Origin of the sequence: Synechococcus sp. MIT S9509, assembly GCF_047303035.1 — a bacterium.
Lineage (GTDB): Bacteria > Cyanobacteriota > Cyanobacteriia > PCC-6307 > Cyanobiaceae > Synechococcus_C.
The window spans coordinates 2176040-2195735 of sequence record NZ_CP138940.1 but is presented as its reverse complement, the minus strand read 5'-3'; the positions used below and the strand labels follow the sequence as shown (position 1 = coordinate 2195735).

The 19696-nt window shown below is 59.5% G+C and carries 22 protein-coding genes; 8 read left to right on the top strand and 14 right to left on the bottom strand.

Annotated elements, in window-relative coordinates; translation table 11 throughout:
* The first annotated feature begins 52 nt into the window (after positions 1 to 52).
* Positions 53 to 2200, top strand: a complete 2148-nt coding sequence (locus SIB73_RS12500) for an HAD family hydrolase (protein WP_413404658.1) — start codon at positions 53 to 55, stop codon at positions 2198 to 2200.
* On the opposite strand, the gene purT is transcribed toward SIB73_RS12500, so the two are convergent.
* Complete coding sequence (gene purT / locus SIB73_RS12495) at positions 2197 to 3366, bottom strand: formate-dependent phosphoribosylglycinamide formyltransferase (RefSeq protein WP_413404660.1); 1170 nt, start codon at positions 3364 to 3366, stop codon at positions 2197 to 2199. The two genes, SIB73_RS12500 and purT, sit on opposite strands and share 4 nt — an antisense overlap.
* Here purT and SIB73_RS12490 point away from each other — a divergent pair.
* Complete coding sequence (locus SIB73_RS12490; RefSeq protein ID WP_413404662.1) at positions 3365 to 3589, top strand: cytochrome B6; 225 nt, start codon at positions 3365 to 3367, stop codon at positions 3587 to 3589. The two genes, purT and SIB73_RS12490, sit on opposite strands and share 2 nt — an antisense overlap.
* Before the next feature lie 12 nt (positions 3590 to 3601).
* Here SIB73_RS12490 and SIB73_RS12485 read toward each other — a convergent pair whose 3' ends face one another.
* The 3 genes from SIB73_RS12485 to SIB73_RS12475 all read right to left on the bottom strand — a co-directional run bounded on the left by SIB73_RS12485 (position 3602) and on the right by SIB73_RS12475 (position 5238).
* Positions 3602 to 3850, bottom strand: a complete 249-nt coding sequence (locus SIB73_RS12485; RefSeq protein ID WP_413404664.1) for a hypothetical protein — start codon at positions 3848 to 3850, stop codon at positions 3602 to 3604.
* Between the two features lie 11 nt (positions 3851 to 3861).
* Positions 3862 to 4887: a phospho-N-acetylmuramoyl-pentapeptide-transferase gene (gene mraY, locus SIB73_RS12480; RefSeq protein ID WP_413406190.1), complete on the bottom strand. Its 1026-nt coding sequence runs from the start codon at positions 4885 to 4887 to the stop codon at positions 3862 to 3864.
* Between the two features lie 102 nt (positions 4888 to 4989).
* A complete protein-coding gene (locus SIB73_RS12475) occupies positions 4990 to 5238 on the bottom strand; it encodes a DUF3134 domain-containing protein (RefSeq protein ID WP_413404666.1) in 249 nt (82 codons plus the stop codon).
* A 70-nt stretch (positions 5239 to 5308) separates the two neighbouring features.
* On the opposite strand from SIB73_RS12475, the gene SIB73_RS12470 reads away from it, so the two are divergent.
* Positions 5309 to 5506, top strand: coding sequence for a hypothetical protein (locus tag SIB73_RS12470; RefSeq protein ID WP_413404668.1), 198 nt, complete (start codon positions 5309 to 5311; stop codon positions 5504 to 5506).
* Between the two features lie 27 nt (positions 5507 to 5533).
* Entirely contained in the window at positions 5534 to 6739 is a 1206-nt protein-coding gene (locus tag SIB73_RS12465; RefSeq protein ID WP_413404670.1) for an argininosuccinate synthase, read from the top strand.
* Positions 6740 to 6762: 23 nt separating this feature from the next.
* Here SIB73_RS12465 and SIB73_RS12460 read toward each other — a convergent pair whose 3' ends face one another.
* From SIB73_RS12460 to SIB73_RS12445, 4 genes are all read right to left on the bottom strand, one after another.
* Positions 6763 to 7146, bottom strand: a complete 384-nt coding sequence (locus SIB73_RS12460; protein ID WP_413404672.1) for a hypothetical protein — start codon at positions 7144 to 7146, stop codon at positions 6763 to 6765.
* A 45-nt stretch (positions 7147 to 7191) separates the two neighbouring features.
* Positions 7192 to 7560: a 30S ribosomal protein S6 gene (rpsF, locus tag SIB73_RS12455; protein WP_413404673.1), complete on the bottom strand. Its 369-nt coding sequence runs from the start codon at positions 7558 to 7560 to the stop codon at positions 7192 to 7194.
* Between the two features lie 79 nt (positions 7561 to 7639).
* A complete protein-coding gene (locus SIB73_RS12450) occupies positions 7640 to 8104 on the bottom strand; it encodes a Tic20 family protein (protein ID WP_413404675.1) in 465 nt (154 codons plus the stop codon).
* Between the two features lie 43 nt (positions 8105 to 8147).
* The gene (locus SIB73_RS12445; RefSeq protein ID WP_413406192.1) at positions 8148 to 9062 is read right to left on the bottom strand and encodes a shikimate dehydrogenase; all 915 of its coding nucleotides are present in this window, start codon (positions 9060 to 9062) and stop codon (positions 8148 to 8150) included.
* A 135-nt stretch (positions 9063 to 9197) separates the two neighbouring features.
* Between SIB73_RS12445 and dnaK the strand changes: the two genes are divergently transcribed.
* A complete protein-coding gene (gene dnaK / locus SIB73_RS12440; protein WP_114990650.1) occupies positions 9198 to 11114 on the top strand; it encodes a molecular chaperone DnaK in 1917 nt (638 codons plus the stop codon).
* Between the two features lie 154 nt (positions 11115 to 11268).
* On the opposite strand, the gene pstS is transcribed toward dnaK, so the two are convergent.
* From pstS to psbQ, 3 genes are all read right to left on the bottom strand, one after another.
* Positions 11269 to 12270, bottom strand: a complete 1002-nt coding sequence (pstS, locus tag SIB73_RS12435; protein ID WP_413404678.1) for a phosphate ABC transporter substrate-binding protein PstS — start codon at positions 12268 to 12270, stop codon at positions 11269 to 11271.
* 73 nt (positions 12271 to 12343) lie between these two features.
* Complete coding sequence (locus SIB73_RS12430) at positions 12344 to 13429, bottom strand: NAD(P)/FAD-dependent oxidoreductase (RefSeq protein ID WP_413439794.1); 1086 nt, start codon at positions 13427 to 13429, stop codon at positions 12344 to 12346.
* A gap of 17 nt (positions 13430 to 13446) precedes the next feature.
* A complete protein-coding gene (gene psbQ / locus SIB73_RS12425; RefSeq protein ID WP_413404681.1) occupies positions 13447 to 13905 on the bottom strand; it encodes a photosystem II protein PsbQ in 459 nt (152 codons plus the stop codon).
* Positions 13906 to 13982: 77 nt separating this feature from the next.
* Between psbQ and SIB73_RS12420 the strand changes: the two genes are divergently transcribed.
* From SIB73_RS12420 to SIB73_RS12410, 3 genes are read left to right on the top strand one after another with little or no spacing between them, the layout of a single operon-like run.
* Positions 13983 to 14243: a sulfiredoxin gene (locus SIB73_RS12420; protein WP_413404683.1), complete on the top strand. Its 261-nt coding sequence runs from the start codon at positions 13983 to 13985 to the stop codon at positions 14241 to 14243.
* Between the two features lie 51 nt (positions 14244 to 14294).
* Positions 14295 to 15149, top strand: a complete 855-nt coding sequence (purU, locus tag SIB73_RS12415) for a formyltetrahydrofolate deformylase (RefSeq protein WP_413404685.1) — start codon at positions 14295 to 14297, stop codon at positions 15147 to 15149.
* Positions 15149 to 16429, top strand: coding sequence for an O-antigen ligase family protein (locus SIB73_RS12410; RefSeq protein ID WP_413406195.1), 1281 nt, complete (start codon positions 15149 to 15151; stop codon positions 16427 to 16429). Before purU ends, SIB73_RS12410 begins: the two co-directional genes overlap by 1 nt.
* Here SIB73_RS12410 and SIB73_RS12405 read toward each other — a convergent pair.
* Genes SIB73_RS12405 through SIB73_RS12395 form a run of 3 tightly spaced genes read right to left on the bottom strand, consistent with a single transcriptional unit; the run spans position 16377 to position 19688 of the window.
* Positions 16377 to 17966: a B12-binding domain-containing radical SAM protein gene (locus SIB73_RS12405; RefSeq protein WP_413406197.1), complete on the bottom strand. Its 1590-nt coding sequence runs from the start codon at positions 17964 to 17966 to the stop codon at positions 16377 to 16379. The genes SIB73_RS12410 and SIB73_RS12405 overlap by 53 nt on opposite strands.
* Positions 17967 to 18025: 59 nt before the next feature.
* Positions 18026 to 18178, bottom strand: coding sequence for a hypothetical protein (locus SIB73_RS12400; protein ID WP_413404687.1), 153 nt, complete (start codon positions 18176 to 18178; stop codon positions 18026 to 18028).
* A gap of 16 nt (positions 18179 to 18194) precedes the next feature.
* Positions 18195 to 19688, bottom strand: coding sequence for a ClC family H(+)/Cl(-) exchange transporter (locus SIB73_RS12395; RefSeq protein ID WP_413404689.1), 1494 nt, complete (start codon positions 19686 to 19688; stop codon positions 18195 to 18197).
* Positions 19689 to 19696 lie beyond the last annotated feature (8 nt).

Here is a 19696-nt window from a genome sequence, read left to right as displayed (position 1 = left end):
CCTAATCCTTAATCGGACACCAGGACCTGTTCCTGAATGTGTTGGAGGTCCAGTGGGACTGAAGCTGCTGCAACTTCATCTCCATGGCTTGTTCCGTTCGCAGGATCTGGAGCTTGGCCGTGATGCAGATACCGGAGGCCAGACCCTCTACGTTTTGGAGCTGGCACGAAGCCTTGCCAACCGTGCCGAGGTGGCCCAGGTCGAGGTTGTCACGCGTCTGATTCAGGACCGCCGGGTTTCTCTCGACTATTCAAGAGCGCACGAACCGATTGCACCTGCTGCATCGATCCGCCGTTTCAGCTTCGGGCCACGCAGGTATCTGCGCAAGGAGCAACTCTGGCCCCATCTTGATGAGCTGGCTGATCAACTGGTTCGTCATTACCGGGTGGAGCACAACAGGCCCGACTGGATCCATGCCCATTACGCAGATGCCGGCTATGTGGGGGCTCTGGTCAGTCGCCGTCTGGGAATTCCACTCGCTTTCACGGGTCACTCCCTGGGGCGTGAGAAATTGCGACGCCTGCTTGCGGCAGGAGGAGACCATGAACAGATCGAGCAGAATTATTCGATCAGTCGGCGCATTGATGCAGAGGAACTGGCTCTTGCCCATGCCGATCTAGTGATCACCAGCACGCGGCAGGAGCGCGATGAGCAATACGCCCGTTACGGATGTTTCAATCCGGATCGCGCCCAGGTTGTGCCGCCAGGAGTCGACAGCCAACGTTTTCATCCACACCCCAACTCGGAGGAGCTCAGCGAGGTGTCCGGTCTGCTGAGCTCTTTTCTGAGGGAGCCTGAGCGTCCACCTCTGCTGGCCATCTGTCGTGCAGATCGGCGCAAAAACATTCCTGCGCTCGTTGAAGCCTTCGGTCGATCCTCTGTGCTTCGTCAACGCCACAATCTGGTTCTCGTGCTCGGCAATCGCGACGATTCCCGCCAGATGGAGCGTCAGCAGCGGGAGGTGTTTCAGCAGATCTTTGATCAGGTGGACCTCTACGGCTCCGTGGCCTATCCCAAGCACCATCGTCGCGATCAGGTCCCGGCCATGTACCGCTGGGCCGCGGCCCAGCGCGGTTTGTTCGTGAATCCCGCACTCACCGAACCGTTCGGCCTCACGCTGCTGGAGGCTGCGTCGTCGGGCCTGCCAATGGTCGCCACGGATGATGGCGGCCCCCGGGAAATCCTCAGCCGTTGTGACAATGGCCTGCTCGTGGATGTGACCGACCGGGAATCGCTCCAGGATGGCTTGGAGCGAGCTGGCGCTGATGGCGAGCGCTGGCGTCGCTGGAGTGATAACGGCGTGGAAGCTGTCAGTCGCTATTACAGCTGGGATGCCCATGTCTGCGGTTACCTGGCTCAGATGCAGGAGCGCCTCAAGCGTTCGAGCACGCGGACGGTTTCTTCACAGCTGCTCGCCACGCCCTCCGGCCTCAGTCCATTTGGCTCCCGTCTGCTGCTGCTGGATCTCGACAGCAGTCTTGAGCAGCCCGAGGACAAGGCACTGCAGAGTCTGCGGCAACAGCTGATGGCACCGTCCGCTCAAGCTGCCCGTACAGGCTTCGGCATCACCACTGGACGGCCTCTCAGTGCGGCCCGGCAGCGTTTTGCAGAGCTTCATCTTCCTGATCCGCAGGTCTGGATCACCCAGGCGGGCACTCAGATTCACTACGGCCAGGAGGAGCAGACGGATCGCTTCTGGCAGGCTCAGATCAGCGTTGATTGGCAACGCGACTTAGTGGAGCGGACCCTGTCCGATCTTGGAGATCACATCAAACTGCAGAAACCCGAGCACCAGGGCCCGTTCAAGATCAGTTATCTGCTCGAGCAACCGGGCCCTTCCGTGTTGCCTCTCATCCGCCAACGTTTGCGTCAGAGCAGCCTGCCTGCAAGGCCCCAATTGCGCTGTCACTGGTTCCTTGATGTGCTTCCGATGCGGGCTTCTCTGAGCGAGGCGATTCGCTTCCTTTCACTGCGCTGGGGATTGCCTCTGGAACACATTCTGGTGGTGGCCAGTCAGCAGGGGGATGTGGAGCTGGTCCAAGGTCTGCCCGCTGCTGTGGTGACTGCCGACCATGACCCATGTCTCGATGGCTGTCGCCATCAACAACGGGTTTATTTCGCCAATCGGTCGTGTCTGATGGGCGTCTTGGAAGGTCTTCAGCACTACCGCTTCCTCAGTGCAAAGTCCCGTCTGGATTAGCCCTCGATCTGAAGCGTCACAGCACCAGCGCTGCGATCGGCCTTGGCCTGAGCATCAGCTCGGTGGTCTCCGCAAGCCAGAGCCACACCCATCCTCCGGCCTGGGCGGGCCTCCGCTTTTCCGAACAACAACACTTTGGTGTCTGATTCGCTCAGGGCTGACTCCAGGCCGCTGAAGCTGACCTGGCTGCCATGGCGGTCCGCAAGGATCACTCTGCTGGCAGCCGCTGTGGCACAACGGATCGTGGGGATCGGCAAACCAAGCACAGCCCTCAGATGCAGTTCAAACTCACTCAGGTTCTGGCTGATCAGAGTGACCAGACCCGTGTCATGGGGACGAGGGGACAGCTCTGAAAAAATCACCTCGCCCCCGCAGAGAAAGAACTCCACTCCGAAAAGACCGGCCCCTCCCAGGTTGTCCGTCACCGTGCGGGCCATCGTCTGCGCCTGTTGCAACTGCTCTTCGCTCAGTTGAGCGGGCTGCCAGCTGCATTGATAGTCACCATTGGCCTGTTCATGTCCGATCGGCGGACAGAACAGGGTGGATCCGTCTCGCTGGCGGATGGTGAGCAGTGTGATCTCCTGATCAAAACGCAGAAACTCTTCCACGATCACCTGGTTGGAGGTGCCACGCGCGTTAACCATGGCCGCCTCCCAGGCCTGATCAAGCCCTTCGGCGTCGTTCACCACGCTCTGCCCCTTCCCGGACGAGCTCATCACCGGTTTCACAACCACCGGCCACCCCAACGGTGCTGCAGCGTTGTGCAGGTCTTCGGCACTGGCCGCATAGGCGAAGCGAGCGGTGCGCAGCCCAAGCTCCGCTGCTGCCAGGTTGCGGATTCGATCACGGTTCATCGTGACGGCAGTGGCGCGGGCCGTGGGGATCACGGTGATGCCCTCTTCCTCCAGTTCGGCCAGTGCATTCACCGCTAGAGCTTCAATCTCTGGAATCACCACGCTGGGACTGTGGCGCCGCACCACCTCCAGCAGTGCCTGAGGCTCGGTCATCGGCAGCACCTCCGCCTGATCTGCCACCTGCATGGCCGGTGCCCCCGCATAGCGATCGCAGGCGATCACCCTGCAGCCCAGGCGCTGGGCTGCAATGGCCACCTCTTTACCCAGTTCACCACTGCCCAGCAGCATCACGGTGGCGGGAAACGTCGTCATGACCTTTTCAGGGCAGCATGGACTGATCCTCGCTCCACGCCTGATGCTTCCATCACTGAGCTTCACTCCCGTCGGATTCTCGACGGCGGGAGATGCCGCTGATGGGCTGATCTTCGGTTGGGAGATCGCCACAGTGCAGAAATGGGCTCTGATCTACCTGGGTGCATCGCTGCTGGCCTTTGTCATCGTCTGGTTGGTTGGAGCCTTTCGCACAAGAATCTGAGATCCATCAGCCTCAGGGTTCGAGGTCATGCATCAGGGTCAGTTGGCGCTCCGCTGGTTCCTCGTTCACAAACCCCCACGACTGGAAGATCTCAGCATCCTTGTGGGTGATGTGTTGCGCGCCATTGCGCTGTTCCAGCACGAACCCCTTGTCGGCCATGCGGCGCATCAGGCTGGCGGCTTCCTCGAAACGGGAGGCCATCGACTCAAGGCTGGCGCAGTCGGCGGTCAGACCTGCCTCTTTCCACGTGAAGTAACTCATTGTCGGCTGGCTCAGGTGGGGCGAAGCACAATACCCAGAATGACCAGTCCAGCTGTCGCAAGCCAGAACATCGGCACCACGATCTGCTCTGGCGATCCACCCAGTTCGAAATGGTGGTGGAGCGGGGCCATTCGCAACACCCGGCGCCCCACACCATCCTCTCCTTTGGTCGCTTTGAACACCCACACCTGGATGATCACCGACAGCGATTCAGCCAGAAAGACGCCCCCCATCACCAGCAGCGGCCAGAGGCTGTTGGACAGCAACGCCACGGCACTCAGTGAAGCCCCCATGGCTAGCGACCCCGTATCTCCCATAAACACCCGTGCCGGGTTGCGGTTGTGAATCAGAAAGCCGAGCCAGCAACCGGCCATTGCCATGCAGAACGCTGCCAGTGCAGGGTCACCCTCGTTGCCGCGCAACATCAACTGCAATCCCAGACCTGTGAACACGAGGGCCCCGCAGCCTGAGGCGAGGCCGTCCAGCCCGTCGGTGAGATTGGTGGCGTTGCTTTCCGCGAGGAAGACAAACAGACCCAGTGGCCAGATCAGCCAGCCCAAAGGAATCACCATCCCCAGGGGCAGACCTACCGCGTCAGGGATCCATCCCTGCCAGGCTGACCAGCCCAGAAACACCATGGCTGCTGCACTTTGCAACAGGATTTTTCCTCTGGGTTTCAGGCCGGTATTGGTGCGTTTGGTCAGGCTGCTCCAGTCATCGATGCCACCAATCACCATGTAGGCCAGTGTGACCAGACCAACAGCCAGCAACTGATCCGCGCTGCGTCCTTCCCAGCTGATCAGGCATCCCACAATCACTCCAACCGGGATCACAAGAAGGCCACCCATCGTTGGTGTTCCGGATTTGCATTGATGTGCCTGAGGCCCCTCGGTCCGGATCACCTGGCCCATTTTCAAAGCCCGCAGTTGTGGAGTTCCCCACCAGGTCACAACCGCAGAGACAAGAGTGGCTGCGAGCAGTGGCAGGCTCAGCAGGCTGTTGGGAATCCAGCGGTCTGACGCGTAGGCCGTAATCATCACCACCGTGATCAACACAGCAGCTGGAGCACGGCCGTCGTGACGGTTGGATCGGTCCGCAGAAGCGCTCAAGTCCCGAAGACGAATCGCAGGGACCTTAGATCAGTCTTCCCAGTTTTCTTCGTTCTCTTCGTCAGCCTTGTAGTCCTCTTTTTCTCCCATCAGAGCGGAGAGCTCCTCCTCTTCCACCGTGCTCACTTCGGGTGAACTGGACTCTTCGTCCTCCACCAGGCGGCCGCTGGTTTCAAGCCAGCTCAGCAGATCAGGCTCTTCGCGAAGAGGCAGCACCGGGGCAGGCTCTTTGCGTCCGTAGCGGGTCAGGGCCGGATTGACGTTGTCAAGGGCGCTCAAGTCCGTGAGATCTGAGGACAAGATCTTCAGAGCCAATCCTCCATCATAGAAGACTGCGCATCTCCAGCTATTGAAGAAAGCGTCGATCTTCGCTGCCGTCTGGGGGATCTCACTGCTGATCAGTGCTCTGCTGCGCTTCTGGGGACAGCAGCACCCACAACCTCTGCAGCCCAGTGTCCTCCCTGTTCTGGCTCTGCTGTTTGTGCCCTCAGGGCTGATGGCCGGATGGTTGCTGTGGTCGTCCCGTGGGAGTGGAGAATCGGAATAGTTCCGCTAAAGAACAGGAGTCCGCTTGATGGGACGCGCCAAGAAGGTTGTGCTCGCGTATTCCGGAGGTGTGGACACCAGTGTCTGCATTCCCTATCTCAAGCAGGAGTGGGGTGTCGACGAGGTGATCACCTTCGCTGCAGACCTCGGTCAGGGCGATGAGCTGGAGCCGATTCGCCTCAAGGCCCTGGACGCCGGTGCCAGTCAGTCCCTGGTTGGTGACCTGATTCAACCCTTCATCGAGGAGTTCGCTTTTCCAGCGATCCGAGCCAATGCTTTGTACGAGGGCCGGTATCCGCTGTCCACAGCACTGGCGCGTCCGCTGATCGCCAGACGTTTGGTGGAGGTGGCGCGGGAGGTTGGCGCCGATGCCGTGGCTCATGGGTGCACCGGCAAGGGAAACGATCAGGTGCGCTTTGATGTGGCGATTGCTGCTCTGGCTCCTGATCTGAAGGTGCTCACTCCTGCCCGTGAATGGGGGATGAGTCGTGAGCAGACCATCGCCTATGGCGAGCGTTGTGGGATCCCCGCTCCGGTGAGCAAGAAATCTCCTTATTCAATCGACCTCAACCTGTTGGGCCGCAGCGTGGAGGCGGGTCCGCTTGAGGATCCGATGGTGGCGCCTCCGGAGGAGGTGTTTGCGATGAGCGTGTCCGTGGATGCGGCGCCTTCTCAGCCTCAGGAGATTGAAATCGGCTTTGAGGCAGGTAACCCTGTGAGCATTGACGGCGTTCGGCTGCCTCCGGTTGAGCTGATCCGTGAAGCCAACCGTCTGGCCGGAATGCACGGCATCGGCAGGCTCGACATGATCGAAAACCGGGTGGTCGGCATCAAGAGCCGAGAGATCTATGAAACTCCTGGTTTGCTCCTGCTGATCCAGGGCCATCAGGAACTCGAGAGCCTCACACTGGCTGCTGATGTGCTTCGCACCAAGCGACAACTGGAGATGCAGTGGGCGGATCTGGTGTATCAGGGACTCTGGTTCGGACCGCTCAAGGAAGCTCTGGATGGATTCATGGATCGCACTCAGACCCACGTGAATGGCACGGTCCGCCTTCGGCTGCACAAGGGCAATGCCATCGTTACGGGACGCAGATCCAGCGACAGCAGCCTCTACGTTCCTGAGATGGCCTCCTATGGCAGCGAAGATCAATTCGATCACCGCGCAGCAGAGGGTTTTATCTACATCTGGGGGTTGCCGATCCGGCTCTGGTCTGCAGCTCGACGTCGCTGAGCACTCTGAAGCCGAGGATCAACTCAGGCGGCGTTCCGTTCGGATCGCCGTTCATGGCTGTTTTTTCTGTTGCGCCAACGTTCCAGGAACGGAATGGGGATGTCGCTCAGCGGTTGTGAAGGCTCTTCAATCAGGGGCAGAGCAGGTTCACCCAGCATTTGCTGTGCTCTGGCCAGCAGCCGGTAACGCTCCATCAGTGGTTCGAGGCGTTGCTGAAATTTGCGCTCGAACAGCTCTGGAAGCTCACTCAGCAAGGTCTCATAGCCCTCGATCATCTGCTCAAGTTCAGCGATGCGCGCTCGCAGAGCATCGGTTTGCTGTTCGTGTTCTCGATCAGCTTCCATCACCTCAGGTGATGGGTTCCAGAGAGGCAACGGTGCCTGATGCTCGGCATTCTGAGACTGCATGACCGAACGGTATCGCCCGGTCAGCAGTTCAACAATGCCTATGCCTCAGGCGGTCGCTTCGGCTGTTTCAGGCTGCGCTGCGGGTTCAGTGCCTGGAGCCACGCGGGGAGCCGGCAAAGGGCCGTCCTGCTTGACGGTGAGGTAGCGGATGACATCCTCGCTAAGGCGCATCGCTTTCTCAAGCACAGCAACCTGCTGCCCATCACCGTTGTGACTCAGCTGGACATAAATGCCTTCCTTGTGCTTTGCGATCGGATAGGCCAGACGACGCTTGCCGCGCATCTGGTTGTCCAGGACATCAGCACCGGTTTCAACCAGGATGTCTCGGTATTTGGTGAGATGAGACTCGACCTCTTCTTCCGGAATGTCCGGACGAAGGATGTACATGGTCTCGTAGTAAGGCTGCTGGGTCATGGAGACAGATCCGACAGGGACTGAAGGCTCACAGCGTGAGCGACGGATCCAACAGCCTATCCCCTTGGGGTTGACAGTCTCAGTAGAGCTGCATGCGGACTGCCTGGCTCAATCCGGGCAGATCAGGTTCTCTGCCGCGGATGCATTCGATCGAAGCGAAGATCACCACGGCCAGCACCGCCACCACCACCGTGCTCGAAAAAGTTCGCAGCATCAGACCGCTGCTGAGAGGTTGCAGCAGGATGGCGAATGCGTAGCCGAGCAGCACCACGATGATGTCCACCAGCAGGGCCTGGAGCGTGTTGAAGCGAAGGAAGTAAGGCACGTTGGGATTGCGCACCACAGCCAGGAACAGCAGGAAGAACACCAGCAGATTTCCGAAAGGGATGCCCCGTTCGAGCAGCACCAGAGGTAATGCAGGCAGCGTGAGCCACTGCATCCAGGGGAACTGACCCATCAGATGGCTGCCGAAGGGAATCGCATCGCTCCATGGCAGCACGTACACCAGCAGACCCAGGAACCGTTGCCAGACGGGAATGGCCATCGCAGCCTCGACATTGGCCCGAGCGTAGAGCGTGTGACTCGATTCAGTTCAGTGATCGTGAGTGCTGATCCTGATGCGCCCCCAGGCTGCGAAGAGCGCCTTCCCGCATCTGATCAACAGGCACATCCGCTCGCCCCGACCATCGACGCAGGGCCGCAGCTCCCTGCTGAACCAGCATCTCCAGGCCATCGATGGTGCGGCAGCCACGCTGTTGACCCAATGCAAGCCAAGGCGTTGGTCGGGGTGTGTAGATCAGGTCGTAGAGGGTCACGGATGCATCAACACCTGCCCAGAGATCTCGGCCGAGCGGCATGGCGTTGTCATCTCCATGGCCCTGCATTCCCACAGGAGTGGTGTTCACCACAAGTTTCGATCGCTGCAAGACCCTGCTGAGCGGTTCCGGATCGAAGCTCATGGCGATCAGCGGTGCGCTGTCGCTGCCCTGGCCTGCACGCAGGTCGCTCAGAAAGTCAGCCAGCGCATCAGGGCGTCTGCCGGAGACATGGATTGCGGTGAGGGGTAGTTGCTGCAGCCCCGCCACCACAGCTCGGGCGCTGCCACCGCAGCCCAGCACGACTGCTTCGGCACCCTGCCACTGCCCTGCTGGTTTCTGCAGTGGTGCCAGAAAACCTTCCATATCAGTGTTATGCCCATGCCAGCCGCCTTCTTTGAGGGGTGTGAGCGTGTTCACGGCACCCAGCCGTTCAGCGAGGGGGCTCAGCTCTCTGCAGAGACCCACCACCTGCTGCTTGTGCGGAATGGTCACGTTCAGGCCGCGGCACCCCAAGGCTTGCAATCCATTGAGCACCGTCTTCAGATCGTCAGCATCACAGGGAAATGCCATGTAGCGCCAATCGAGCGCCATGGCTTTCAGAGCGGCGTTGTGCATCACCGGTGACAGGGAGTGGCTCACGGGTTGTCCCAGCAAGCCGATCAGTCCTGTGGTTCCGCTGATCATTCGGAGAAGCGCAATCCTCTCCACCAGCCTGCTGCGTCATCGGTCTGTTCGGGAACCACACCTCGCCTGGAGGCATTGCCTCTGCCGAAGATGCGAAAGATCTAATCAGTCATTACGCGGAGCAAGGAGGCACGGATGGGCAAGGTTGTCGGCATCGATCTCGGAACCACCAACAGTTGTGTGTCGGTGATGGAGGGCGGCAAGCCCACCGTGATCGCCAATGCCGAGGGCTTCCGCACCACGCCGTCGGTGGTGGCTTACACCAAGAACCAGGATCAACTGGTGGGTCAGATCGCCAAGCGCCAGGCGGTCATGAATCCCGACAACACCTTCTATTCCGTGAAGCGTTTCATCGGCCGTCGGGTTGATGAAGTGAATGAAGAGTCGAAGGAAGTCAGTTACTCGGTTGAGAAGGCCGGCTCCAATGTGAAGGTGAAGTGCCCGGTTCTCGAGAAGCAGTTCGCTCCTGAGGAAGTGTCCGCTCAGGTGCTGCGCAAGCTGGCAGAGGATGCCGGCAAATACCTCGGCGAATCGGTGACCCAGGCCGTGATCACCGTTCCCGCCTACTTCAACGATTCCCAGCGTCAGGCCACCAAGGACGCGGGCAAGATTGCCGGCCTTGAAGTGCTGCGCATCATCAACGAGCCCACCGCTGCGGCTCTGGCTTACGGGCTCGATAAAAAGAGCAATGAGCGGATTCTGGTGTTCGACCTCGGTGGTGGAACCTTTGACGTGTCGGTTCTTGAGGTTGGGGATGGTGTCTTTGAAGTGTTGTCGACTTCCGGTGACACCCACCTCGGCGGTGATGACTTCGACAAGGTGATTGTTGATCACCTTGCCGACACCTTCAAGTCGAACGAAGGCATCGATCTGCGTCAGGACAAGCAGGCGCTTCAGCGCCTCACCGAAGCTGCTGAAAAAGCCAAGATTGAACTCTCCAGTGCCACTCAGAGTGAGATCAATCTGCCCTTCATCACCGCCACTCCTGAAGGGCCCAAGCATCTCGACCTCACCCTCACTCGCGGCAAGTTCGAAGAGCTGGCCTCCAAGTTGATCGATCGCTGTCGCGTTCCTGTAGAGCAGTCACTCAAGGACGCCAAGCTCTCCTCCGGTGAGCTGGACGAGATCGTGATGGTGGGCGGGTCCACCCGGATTCCGGCTGTGCTCGAGCTGGTCAAGCGGGTGACCGGCAAGGATCCCAACCAGACCGTGAACCCTGATGAGGTGGTGGCCGTGGGCGCTGCCATCCAAGGCGGTGTGCTCGCCGGTGAAGTGAAGGACATCCTGTTGCTGGACGTCACCCCTCTTTCTCTGGGTGTGGAGACCCTCGGCGGTGTGATGACCAAGATGATCACCCGTAACACCACGGTGCCCACCAAGAAGTCTGAGACCTACTCCACTGCTGTCGACGGTCAGACCAACGTTGAGATTCACGTGCTCCAGGGTGAGCGCGAGATGGCGTCCGACAACAAGAGCCTTGGAACTTTCCGTCTGGATGGCATTCCCGCTGCTCCCCGCGGTGTGCCTCAGATCGAAGTGACCTTCGACATTGATGCCAACGGCATTCTCAGCGTCACCGCCAAGGACAAGGGCAGCGGCAAGGAGCAATCCATCTCCATCACCGGAGCCTCCACCCTCAGCGACTCCGAGGTGGAAACCATGGTCAAGGATGCTGAAGCCAACGCCAGTGCTGACAAGGAGAAGCGCGAGCGCATCGATCTCAAGAACCAGGCTGAAACCCTCGTTTATCAAGCTGAAAAGCAGATGGAGGAGCTTGGCGACAAGGTCGATGCAGACGCCAAGACCAAGGTGGAGGAGAAGCGCACCAAGCTCAAGGAAGCCACTGAGAAGGAGGATTACGACGCGATGAAGCCCCTGCTTGAGGAACTGCAGCAGGAGCTTTACACCGTGGGAGCCTCTGTGTATCAGCAGGCTGGTGCTGAAGCCGGTGCTGCTCCTGGTGGCGACTCAGGCGCGACTCCCGGAGGGGGTTCTGGATCTGGTGAGTCCGGCGATGATGTGATCGACGCTGAATTCACGGAATCCAAGTGATTCTTTAAGGCCAATCACACGTGGTCTGACATCCTCGTATTTTCTTCCCCGTCTGTGATCAGACGGGGTTTTTTGCTGCGCAAAAAAGGGAGCATTCGCTCCCTTTTGATTTGCAAGTTGGTCCAGACGCAGTTGATCCAGAGGTTGCGAACGCTCAGTTGATGGAATCGGCTGCGGCTTTGGCTTGGCTCACAACTTCAGGTGGTAGCGAAACGTAGCCCAGCTCTGGAGCCTGCGACTGTGCTTCCTCGGAAAGCATGTAGTTGAAGGTCTTCTTCAATAGTGCCGTTTTGTCGTCGTTGCCAGTTTTGTAGGCCAGCACCCAGGTAAAGGTGACGATCGGATAGCCCCCTTTGGGATTGGAGTTGCTTCCGATCAGGTCGGGGCCGAGGTCAATGGAACCCAAAGCTTCGCTGGCCGTGGCATTGGTGGGCTTCACCTGTTCACCCGAAGCGTTCTGCACTGCAGCGGCCTGGAGATCACCCTTCACATAGGCCAATTCCACATAACCGATGCCTCCAGCGATTTGGTTCAGCTGGGCGGAGACACCTTCATTGCCTTTGGCGCCCACACCGGTTGGCCATTTGACCGACTTGTCTGCCCCAACATCCTTTTTCCATTCAGGGCTAATGGCTTCCAGATGTTTCGTGAAGTTGTAGGTGGTGCCGGAGCCATCGGAACGGTGAACCACATTGATCGCCTTGTCGGCACATCCGAGTTCGCTGTAGTTCGTGATCTGCCCCAGAAAAATGCCTGCCAGTTGTTTCTGGGTGAGTGACAGTTCGCAGCCGGGGTTGTTGTAAGCCACGGCGATCGCACCCGCCGTCATGGGGATTTGCGCCACACCGCGACTCACCTTGGCAATGGCTTCAGGTTTCATCGGCTTGTCGGATGCGCCGAAATCGACGGTTTCCGCCGTGAATTGACGCACACCAGCACCCGACCCCACGGACTGATAGTTGACATTCACACCTTGGGGCGACAATCCCTGAAACCATCGCTGGTAAATGGCTGCAGGGAAGGAAGCGCCTGCTGCGGAGAGCTGGCCCTGATCTGTTTCATCACTACCACCACTTGTGGAGCAAGCAGCCAGGCTGAGTCCTGCGGCCACACCCGAGATGACAGTCAGCGTTCTCGTGAGAAAAGAGCGTTGCATGAACTCTTCTAAACAATCGATGGAGAGTGAAGAACACTCGAATTGAACTTATTGCAATGCGAGGAGACAGGATTTAAGGGCTGGTTATCGTTTCTTTATCAACGTGTTGTCCAACCCATTCAGCGGTTGCGGGTGCCAGCAAGACGCCGTTGCGGTAGTGCCCTGACGCCAGCAGCAGTCCAGGTTCGAGCTCTTCCAGTAGAGGGGCAGGTCTGTCTCGTGGCCGTGCACGCAAGCCATGCCATTGGCCGAGCAGTTGGGAGTTTTCCAGCCATGCCGGGGCTAGGTCATTTAACCGTTTCATGGTCTCGATGGCTGCGGGATCCGCTTTCGTGCCAGGTTCCAGCGTGGCTCCGATCCACAGGCGATCCTGTCCCTGCGGAATCAGATTGATGCCGCCGCAGGTGAGCACTGCTGGCCACCCTGTCCATTGTTTGGCTGACTTGTTGAGCTGCAGCTCAAGCACCTGTCCGAGCACGGCATCCATGGGACGTTGATGCCCAAGGTTCTGCAGCAATTTGGCGCTGCCCAAAGCAGAACAGATCACCACCAGATCCACCTCTTCGTTCCGTCCTTCTGCGGTGATGAGGCGCCACTTGCACCGAGGTTTGCTGTCAGGGCGTTGCAGTTCCACGACATCTGTTGCTCGTCGCTCCACGTTGTGTTCAATCAGGCTCCGCTTCAGGGCCTTCAACAGCTGCAGAGGATCGACCCGCCCATCACGTTCGGAGAGCATTGCCCCGTGACCCGCCTGGGGCCAAACCGGATCAGCCTTATCAAGCATGTTGCTGGCGATGAACTGCAGACCTGAAACGGGTCTGGCATCCACAAGCTGTTGCATCCGCTGGGCTTCTTCGGCACTGCCAGCGAGCTGGATCAGCGGTGTTTCCAGCTGCAGAGGTGACTCTGGATGATTCAGTTGTTCAATCCATGCTGGCCACAGCGCCATGCTGCGTTGGCGCAGCCTCCAGGCCCTGCCGCTCGAACGTCGGAAAGCGTGGCCCATCAGCACGCCTAATGATGCGGTGCTGCCATTCAGATCACGGTCAGCTGGCCTTTCTGGAATCGGCTTCGCCAGTGATGGGTCCGCCAGCAAAACACTGTGCCCTCGCTCGGCAAGTTGCCAGGCGGTGCCAGTGCCGGTGACCCCGGCACCAATGACGGCGATGGATGCGATCAGCTCAGGGCCTGCTCTGGAATGACGGCGGCGTAACTGGCGAAGTCAGCTTCAAGATCGTCGTAGGACTTCTGAAGTTTGGCGCCGTCCTGCAGACGAGCGGCTTCATCGAGATCAGCCATGGCGTCCTTCAGGGACGTTGCCAATTTGTTGGCTTCTGCTCGGTCCTGAGGAAGCAGCCGTTGATTGATGTACAGCATTTCTCTGCCCACTTCCTGCATGGGGCCGTGGATCAGGTTGCGAGTGAAGGTCCAGTCGCGTTCGTCGACGAGCTTGGCCAGTTCAGGCAGCCGTTCCCTGGCAGCCGTGAACCCTTCCACCTGGCGGCGGATCACTGCCATATCCTCTGGGCTGATGGTGGCAGGCTTGGCATTGGCGCTGCCATCACAAGCTGCGAGGCCGAAACAGAGGGCGAGGCAGAGGCAGAAGGCAGCCACGCGGCGCAGGGCGCTCAGCATCGGAGTTCACAAGAGTGGTGGCGACTTTAACCGCCACCTAAATTCAACTGGTCTTTTGTCGTTACAAGTGTGCGCTCATGAGGGTGGACAAGGTGCCGCTGGCTTCCGTCCGCAGACCTCTGCAGCGATTCCTCGACGAAGACAAGGTGCAAGCCCTGATGGCCTCCATTCGCCAGGAGGGATTGCGTGAACCGATTGATCTGCTGGAGGTGGATGGTCAGCTCTGGGGGTTCAACGGCTGTCACAGGGTTGCAGCCCATGAACGTCTTGGACTACCAACCATCCGTGCTCGGATCCGACAGGCCACATCCAGGGATTTGAATCTGCATCTTCGCTGAGACGACGGCACGCCCCGGCGCAGAATCAACGTTGTCATCTCTCTGACATCCTTGTCTTCCGCTTCGGTCATCCTTCAGCTGATCTGTCCGGATCGTCCGGCACTCGTGAGTGAACTCGCCGGCTGGGTGGCTGCGAACGGCGGGAATATCCGTCATGCCGATCACCACACCGATTCCGGTGCCGGTCTGTTTCTCAGCAGGATTGAGTGGGATCTGGAGGGCTTCGGTCTGCCGCGTCAGGCGATTCCATCAGCAGCGGAGTCTCTGGCACAACGGCTAGGGGGTGAGGCTCAGCTGCACTTCTCCGACGATCATCCCCGTGTGGCGATTCTGGTGAGTAAACAGAGTCATTGCCTGCTTGATTTGCTCTGGCGTGCCCGCAGCGGGGAACTGCCGATGCAGGTTCCCATCGTGATTGCCAATCACCCTGATCTGGAAAGGAGCTGCAAGGAGTTCGGGGTTCCTTTTATTCATGTGCCCGTGACCCGCGAGACCAAGGCTGAAGCTGAGCAAACCATTCTTGAGCTGCTGATCGAACATCGGGTGGAGCTTGCAGTGCTCGCCAAGTACATGCAGGTACTCAGCGGGACCTTCCTCCGGCAATTTCCCAACGTGATCAATATCCATCACTCATTTCTGCCCGCCTTCAAGGGCGCACAGCCGTATCACCGTGCCTGGGAACGGGGTGTGAAACTGATCGGTGCGACGTCCCATTACGTCACTGAAGAACTGGATGACGGCCCGATCATCGAGCAGACGATCGCCCATGTGAGCCATCGCGATGAGGTGCAGGACCTGATCCGAAAGGGTCGTGACACAGAGCGACTCGCTCTGGCCAGGGCGCTGCGCCTTCATCTGTGCCGACAGGTGATGGTCTATCGAGGCCGTACGGCAGTGTTCGCGTGATGGTTTGGCTGGATCAGGGTCGACCCTCCCTTGCGTCTGCGCGTGGTTGGCGCTGCTTTCAGCTCGGCCTGTTTCTGCTGCCGTCGTCAGCTCTGCTGGGCAGTCTGCTGCTGTTCCCAGCACTGTTGTTCGGTTGCGCCGGGCGTGAACGCTCCTGTTGGCGTGACCCCTGGAATGCCCCGCTGCTGCTGGCTTCTGGCCTGATGATTCTGGGTTGCTTTGGGGCCTATGACCAGGGACTCGCCTGGGTGGGTCTGGCCAACTGGCTGCCTTTTTTCTGGGGCTTCTGGGGTTTTCAGCCCTACGTGATGAGTGGCGAGGCCCGGCGCCGCTCCGCCCTTTGGTTGGTGGCAGGCAGTGTGCCTGTGGTGGTGACCGGTCTGGGTCAGATCTGGTGGGGATGGCAGGGACCCTGGCAGCTGCTGGGTGGATTGATCGTGTGGTTCATGGCAGCCGGTGGCCGCCCTGATGGGCGTCTTTCCGGTCTGTTTGATTACGCCAACATCGCCTCCGCCTGGTTGTCCATGGTTTGGCCACTGACCCTGGCGGCTCTTGTGCAGCAGGGGTTGAATCGCTGGCGCCGTGTCGTGGTGGTGGTCCTGGCTGTGCTGCTGGTGGTTGCGCTGGTGCTCACGGAATCCCGCAATGGTTGGGGTTCACTGGTGCTGGTGGTCCCACTCGTTCTGGGTCCGCCCAGCTGGCCCTGGTTGATTCCTCTGTTGGTACTCGCGCTTCTGCCGGTGCTGTTGTCCGTGCTTCCCGGGGTGTCGCCCATGCTCCAGGATCCTGCCCGGACTCTGGTGCCTGAAAGTCTCTGGGCTCGACTCAACGACAGTCAGTACGGGGGAGAAAGGGTCCTCGCTTCCACGCGCCTCAGTCAATGGAACGTTGCGTTGCAATTGATTGGTGAAAGGCCATGGCTTGGTTGGGGAGCCGCAGCGTTTTCAGTGATCTATCCACTGCGCACCGGTCAGTGGCATGGCCATGCTCACAATCTGCCGCTGGAGCTGGCGATTGGTCATGGTCTACCTGTGGCAGTGCTCTTGGTGGGTTTTGTCTTGGCCCTCTTGGTGGTGAGCCTGCGCCGGGGACTGTCCGGTCTGTTCGACCGGGCCTGGTGGACGGCACTGTTGGTGCTGATCATTCTGCATGGCACTGATCTGCCCTTTTTTGACAGCCGTCTGAACATTGCCGGCTGGATTCTGCTGGCGGGTGTGAGAGCGTCCTTTAGTCCTGAACTGTCGGCGCGGCTCCAGCCAGAGAAAGGCTCTGGTGCTTGAGCAATGTTTCTCGTCCCAGGGGGCCGTTGAGATGGTCCCAGGGGAGCACGACGGCTTCATCCCAGTTGTCGTGCACCACCTGCTCCCATGGCGGGGGTAAAGGCAGATCCACCCCACCGCTTCTGGCCCCCGGCAATTCGCCAGCTCTGCTGCTGCGGTAGGCCTTCTTCCAGCCTCCGAGGCTTTCCTGTGATCCTCGGACTGCGGCGATGACCGGAGCCAGACGGCGGTCACTGCGAGAGAGCAGAGCCTGGATCACACTCCAGCCATAACTTTCCGGTCTCAGATCAATTCCCTTCGGTTTCAGGCGTTTGGCCAGGCGTTTGAGGCGTTTGTCGGCTTCAGGCCTCACGCCCTGCCATTGGAAGGGTGTCTGAGCTTTGGGAACAAAGGTGCTCACGCCCAGTGTGAAACGCAGGCCAGGGGTGGTCTTCTTGAGTTGGAGCAGCAGATCCGCAGTTGATTCCACATCCGCTTCCTGCTCACTGGGAAGCCCCACCATCCCGTAGAGCTTGAGGGCATGCAGCCCACCTTCTTTGGAATGGCGCGCAGCGGCACTGATCTCCTCGTTGCTCAGCTTTTTGTTCACCACCTTGCGCATGCGTTCGCTGCCGCTTTCGATGGCGATCGTGAGTGATTTGCTGCCCCGTCTGGCCAATCCGCTTGCAAGCTCAGTCGTCACGGTGGCTGCCCGCACCGAACTCACACTGACGCGAACGTCCTCAAAGCGGTCGTGACCAAGCCAGCTGAGCAGGTCTGCGAACTGTGGATGCTGAGTGACTGAGGCACCCAGGAGTCCCAACCTGCGCGTTGCCACCAGACCTTTCTCGACAGCAGGGATCAGACCGTCGTCCAGAGACGGAGTGCGGAAGGGAAGGGTGAGATAACTGGCCAGGCAGAAACGGCACAGTTCCGGGCAGCTGCGCACCACCTCCACCATGTGGATATCAGGCCAGGCCGATTCGGGTGTGATCACCGTTGAATGGCTGAGGCTGTTGCCACGCCAGGTTTGCTTGCTGATCGTTGCTGGCAGATCTGCTTCGATCGGGTCGATGCTTTGCAGACAACCGTCATTGCAGTAGCTGGGTGCGTACAGCGATGGCACGTAAATCCCAGGAACCTGAGCCAACCGCCGCAGTCGTACGGATCGTGATTCAGTTCGGACTTCCTGGAGAGTGTCGATGAAGCTGGGCAGCAGTTCTTCGCCGTCGCCCAGCAGGATCACATCGAAAAAGGGAGCCAGAGGTTCGGGGTTTGCAGTCAATACAGGACCGCCACCAAACACGATCGGATCCTGATCCGAGCGCTGCTCGCTCCAGATCGGAATCCGTTGCTGCTCCAGCAGATCCAGCAGCACCGGTCCGTCCAGTTCCCAGCTGAGGGAGAGTCCGAACAGATCGCACTGCCGATGCGGCGGATCGCTCTGATCGGTGAACAGGCGCCGTACATCCAGGTCAGACCGCATGGCCAGGGTGGCCCAAACGATCTGATAGCCAAGGCTGGTGATCCCCACCGTGTAGGTGCTGGGAAAGGCCATCACCGCACGCAGGGCTCCGGTTTCCGGCACAGCCGGATCAAACAGCAGCGTTTCCTGGTTCAGGAGAGCCTTAGCTTCAGATGTTCATCCTGAAGGATCAAGGATTCAGAGGCTCCAGCCGATGCCATCAATGGTGTCGCTCCGCCCAGTGAAGAATTGCCCACCCTCAGGCAGTGGACAATTCGCAGACATCGGTTGACCGTCGTGGCCATGGAATGAAGGGAGCTGCTAGGAATCAGGTTTTTTGGTTTTGTCCTTGGGAGGTGGTGGTGGTTTAGGAGGATCGAACTTTCTGCGCCGAATCGATCCCTCCCAGGCGTGGTGAATGCCACCCCGTCGTTCTCTGCGGGCTTCCAGGTGATCCTCCTCCAAAAGCTCCATGCCCAGCTGGCGCTCATAAATCGAGCGGTCATCAAACAGGCGTGCCACGAGGAAGCTGGCCAGGCAGGCCACCAGGATCGGCTTGAGGATCAACAGATCCTTGGTGAGTGCAAAGGCCAGGAACATGGCTGTGATCGGTGTGCGGGAACAGCTGGCCACGAAGGCACCCATGCCGGCGAAGACATAGGTGCTGGGCACGTGTCCGGTGAGCGCTTCCACCCAGATTCCGCAGGCCAGGCCGATGGCACCTCCAAGGGTGAGCATCGGATAGAAGAGCCCGCCTGGAGCTCCCGACGCAGCAGCCAGACCGGTGCTGAAGAAAAGCACGATGAAGGTGCCAAGCGCCATTGGGATATCGGCCTTGCCATCAGCGATCAGGTGCTGCAGCCCTTCAAGGTTGTGAAAATCCTCAGGCAGAAAGGCATAGACACCGCCCAGCACACCACCACTGATCACCATGCGCAGTACCAGGTGATCGCCGAACCAGGCATTGCCCTTGCGTTGCATGGCGAGCACGTAGCGGCAGTAGAGCTCCGCCAGCACTCCAACCACGACGCCGAGCCCGATCAGATAGCCAAGATCGATCGGCAGGAAGTTCACCAGTGGTGTGTATTCCCGTTCCAGCTGGAATCCCTGCGTGGCATCGAGGCCTCCTCCACTGGAATTGAGGCCTGCCAGACCCAGAACGTCTGCCCAGGCATCGGCCCAGAAGGTGGTGACAATCACCAGCAGCAACACCACCGGTCTGGCGGAGTGCAGCAATTCTTCGACGGCGTAGACGAAGCCTCCAATGGGAGCACTGAACACTGCTGCGATTCCGGCTCCGCCGCCAGCGGCCACAATCATGCGGCGAAAGGCCACAGGTGCTTTCAGCCAGCGCGCCATCTGCCATGCCACCGAGCCTCCCATCTGAACTGCGGGTCCTTCCGGACCCAGTGGGAAGCCGCTGCCGATGGCCACGATCCCAGCCACCAGCTTCACCAGGCCCACCTGAAGCCCCATGGGCACCGCCCGGTGTTTCAGAAACCCCATGATGTGTGTGATTCCTGAGCCGCCAGCGGCTGGGGCCAGATAGGCCACCATCAGACCTGAGATCAGGCCGCCCAGGGCTCCCAGTCCAGGCAGAACAGCCCAGGCCGGTAGATCCGCCAGCAGTTCCAGTCGCCAGCCACTCAAGACTTTGATGCCCGCCTTGAACAGCACACCGGTTAGGGCAGCGCCCAGGCCGGTGAGCATCAGTGCCAGCACCACAACCCACCAGCGCCGTTCCAGCAGTCGTCTGATGCTGCGGCTGGAGCCAAGCTGGTGGCGGCGTTGTTTCAGTTCACTCAGAACAACCATTGCATTGC

Bases quoted from the DNA above. Each gene is read 5' to 3' on its own strand.
- pstS (WP_413404678.1), bottom strand. From the start codon at position 12,270: ATGCAACGCTCTTTTCTCACGAGAACGCTGACTGTCATCTCGGGTGTG.
- SIB73_RS12485 (WP_413404664.1), bottom strand. From the start codon at position 3,850: ATGAGTTACTTCACGTGGAAAGAGGCAGGTCTGACCGCCGACTGCGCC.
- mraY (WP_413406190.1), bottom strand. From the start codon at position 4,887: ATGATTACGGCCTACGCGTCAGACCGCTGGATTCCCAACAGCCTGCTG.
- SIB73_RS12445 (WP_413406192.1), bottom strand. From the start codon at position 9,062: ATGATCAGCGGAACCACAGGACTGATCGGCTTGCTGGGACAACCCGTG.
- psbQ (WP_413404681.1), bottom strand. From the start codon at position 13,905: ATGCTGAGCGCCCTGCGCCGCGTGGCTGCCTTCTGCCTCTGCCTCGCC.
- SIB73_RS12460 (WP_413404672.1), bottom strand. From the start codon at position 7,146: ATGCAGTCTCAGAATGCCGAGCATCAGGCACCGTTGCCTCTCTGGAAC.
- SIB73_RS12420 (WP_413404683.1), top strand. From the start codon at position 13,983: ATGAGGGTGGACAAGGTGCCGCTGGCTTCCGTCCGCAGACCTCTGCAG.
- SIB73_RS12450 (WP_413404675.1), bottom strand. From the start codon at position 8,104: ATGGCCATTCCCGTCTGGCAACGGTTCCTGGGTCTGCTGGTGTACGTG.
- SIB73_RS12465 (WP_413404670.1), top strand. From the start codon at position 5,534: ATGGGACGCGCCAAGAAGGTTGTGCTCGCGTATTCCGGAGGTGTGGAC.
- dnaK (WP_114990650.1), top strand. From the start codon at position 9,198: ATGGGCAAGGTTGTCGGCATCGATCTCGGAACCACCAACAGTTGTGTG.
- SIB73_RS12395 (WP_413404689.1), bottom strand. From the start codon at position 19,688: ATGGTTGTTCTGAGTGAACTGAAACAACGCCGCCACCAGCTTGGCTCC.
- SIB73_RS12410 (WP_413406195.1), top strand. From the start codon at position 15,149: ATGGTTTGGCTGGATCAGGGTCGACCCTCCCTTGCGTCTGCGCGTGGT.
- SIB73_RS12405 (WP_413406197.1), bottom strand. From the start codon at position 17,966: ATGGCCTTTCCCAGCACCTACACGGTGGGGATCACCAGCCTTGGCTAT.
- SIB73_RS12400 (WP_413404687.1), bottom strand. From the start codon at position 18,178: ATGGCCACGACGGTCAACCGATGTCTGCGAATTGTCCACTGCCTGAGG.
- SIB73_RS12490 (WP_413404662.1), top strand. From the start codon at position 3,365: ATGACCTTTTCAGGGCAGCATGGACTGATCCTCGCTCCACGCCTGATG.
- purT (WP_413404660.1), bottom strand. From the start codon at position 3,366: ATGACGACGTTTCCCGCCACCGTGATGCTGCTGGGCAGTGGTGAACTG.
- rpsF (WP_413404673.1), bottom strand. From the start codon at position 7,560: ATGACCCAGCAGCCTTACTACGAGACCATGTACATCCTTCGTCCGGAC.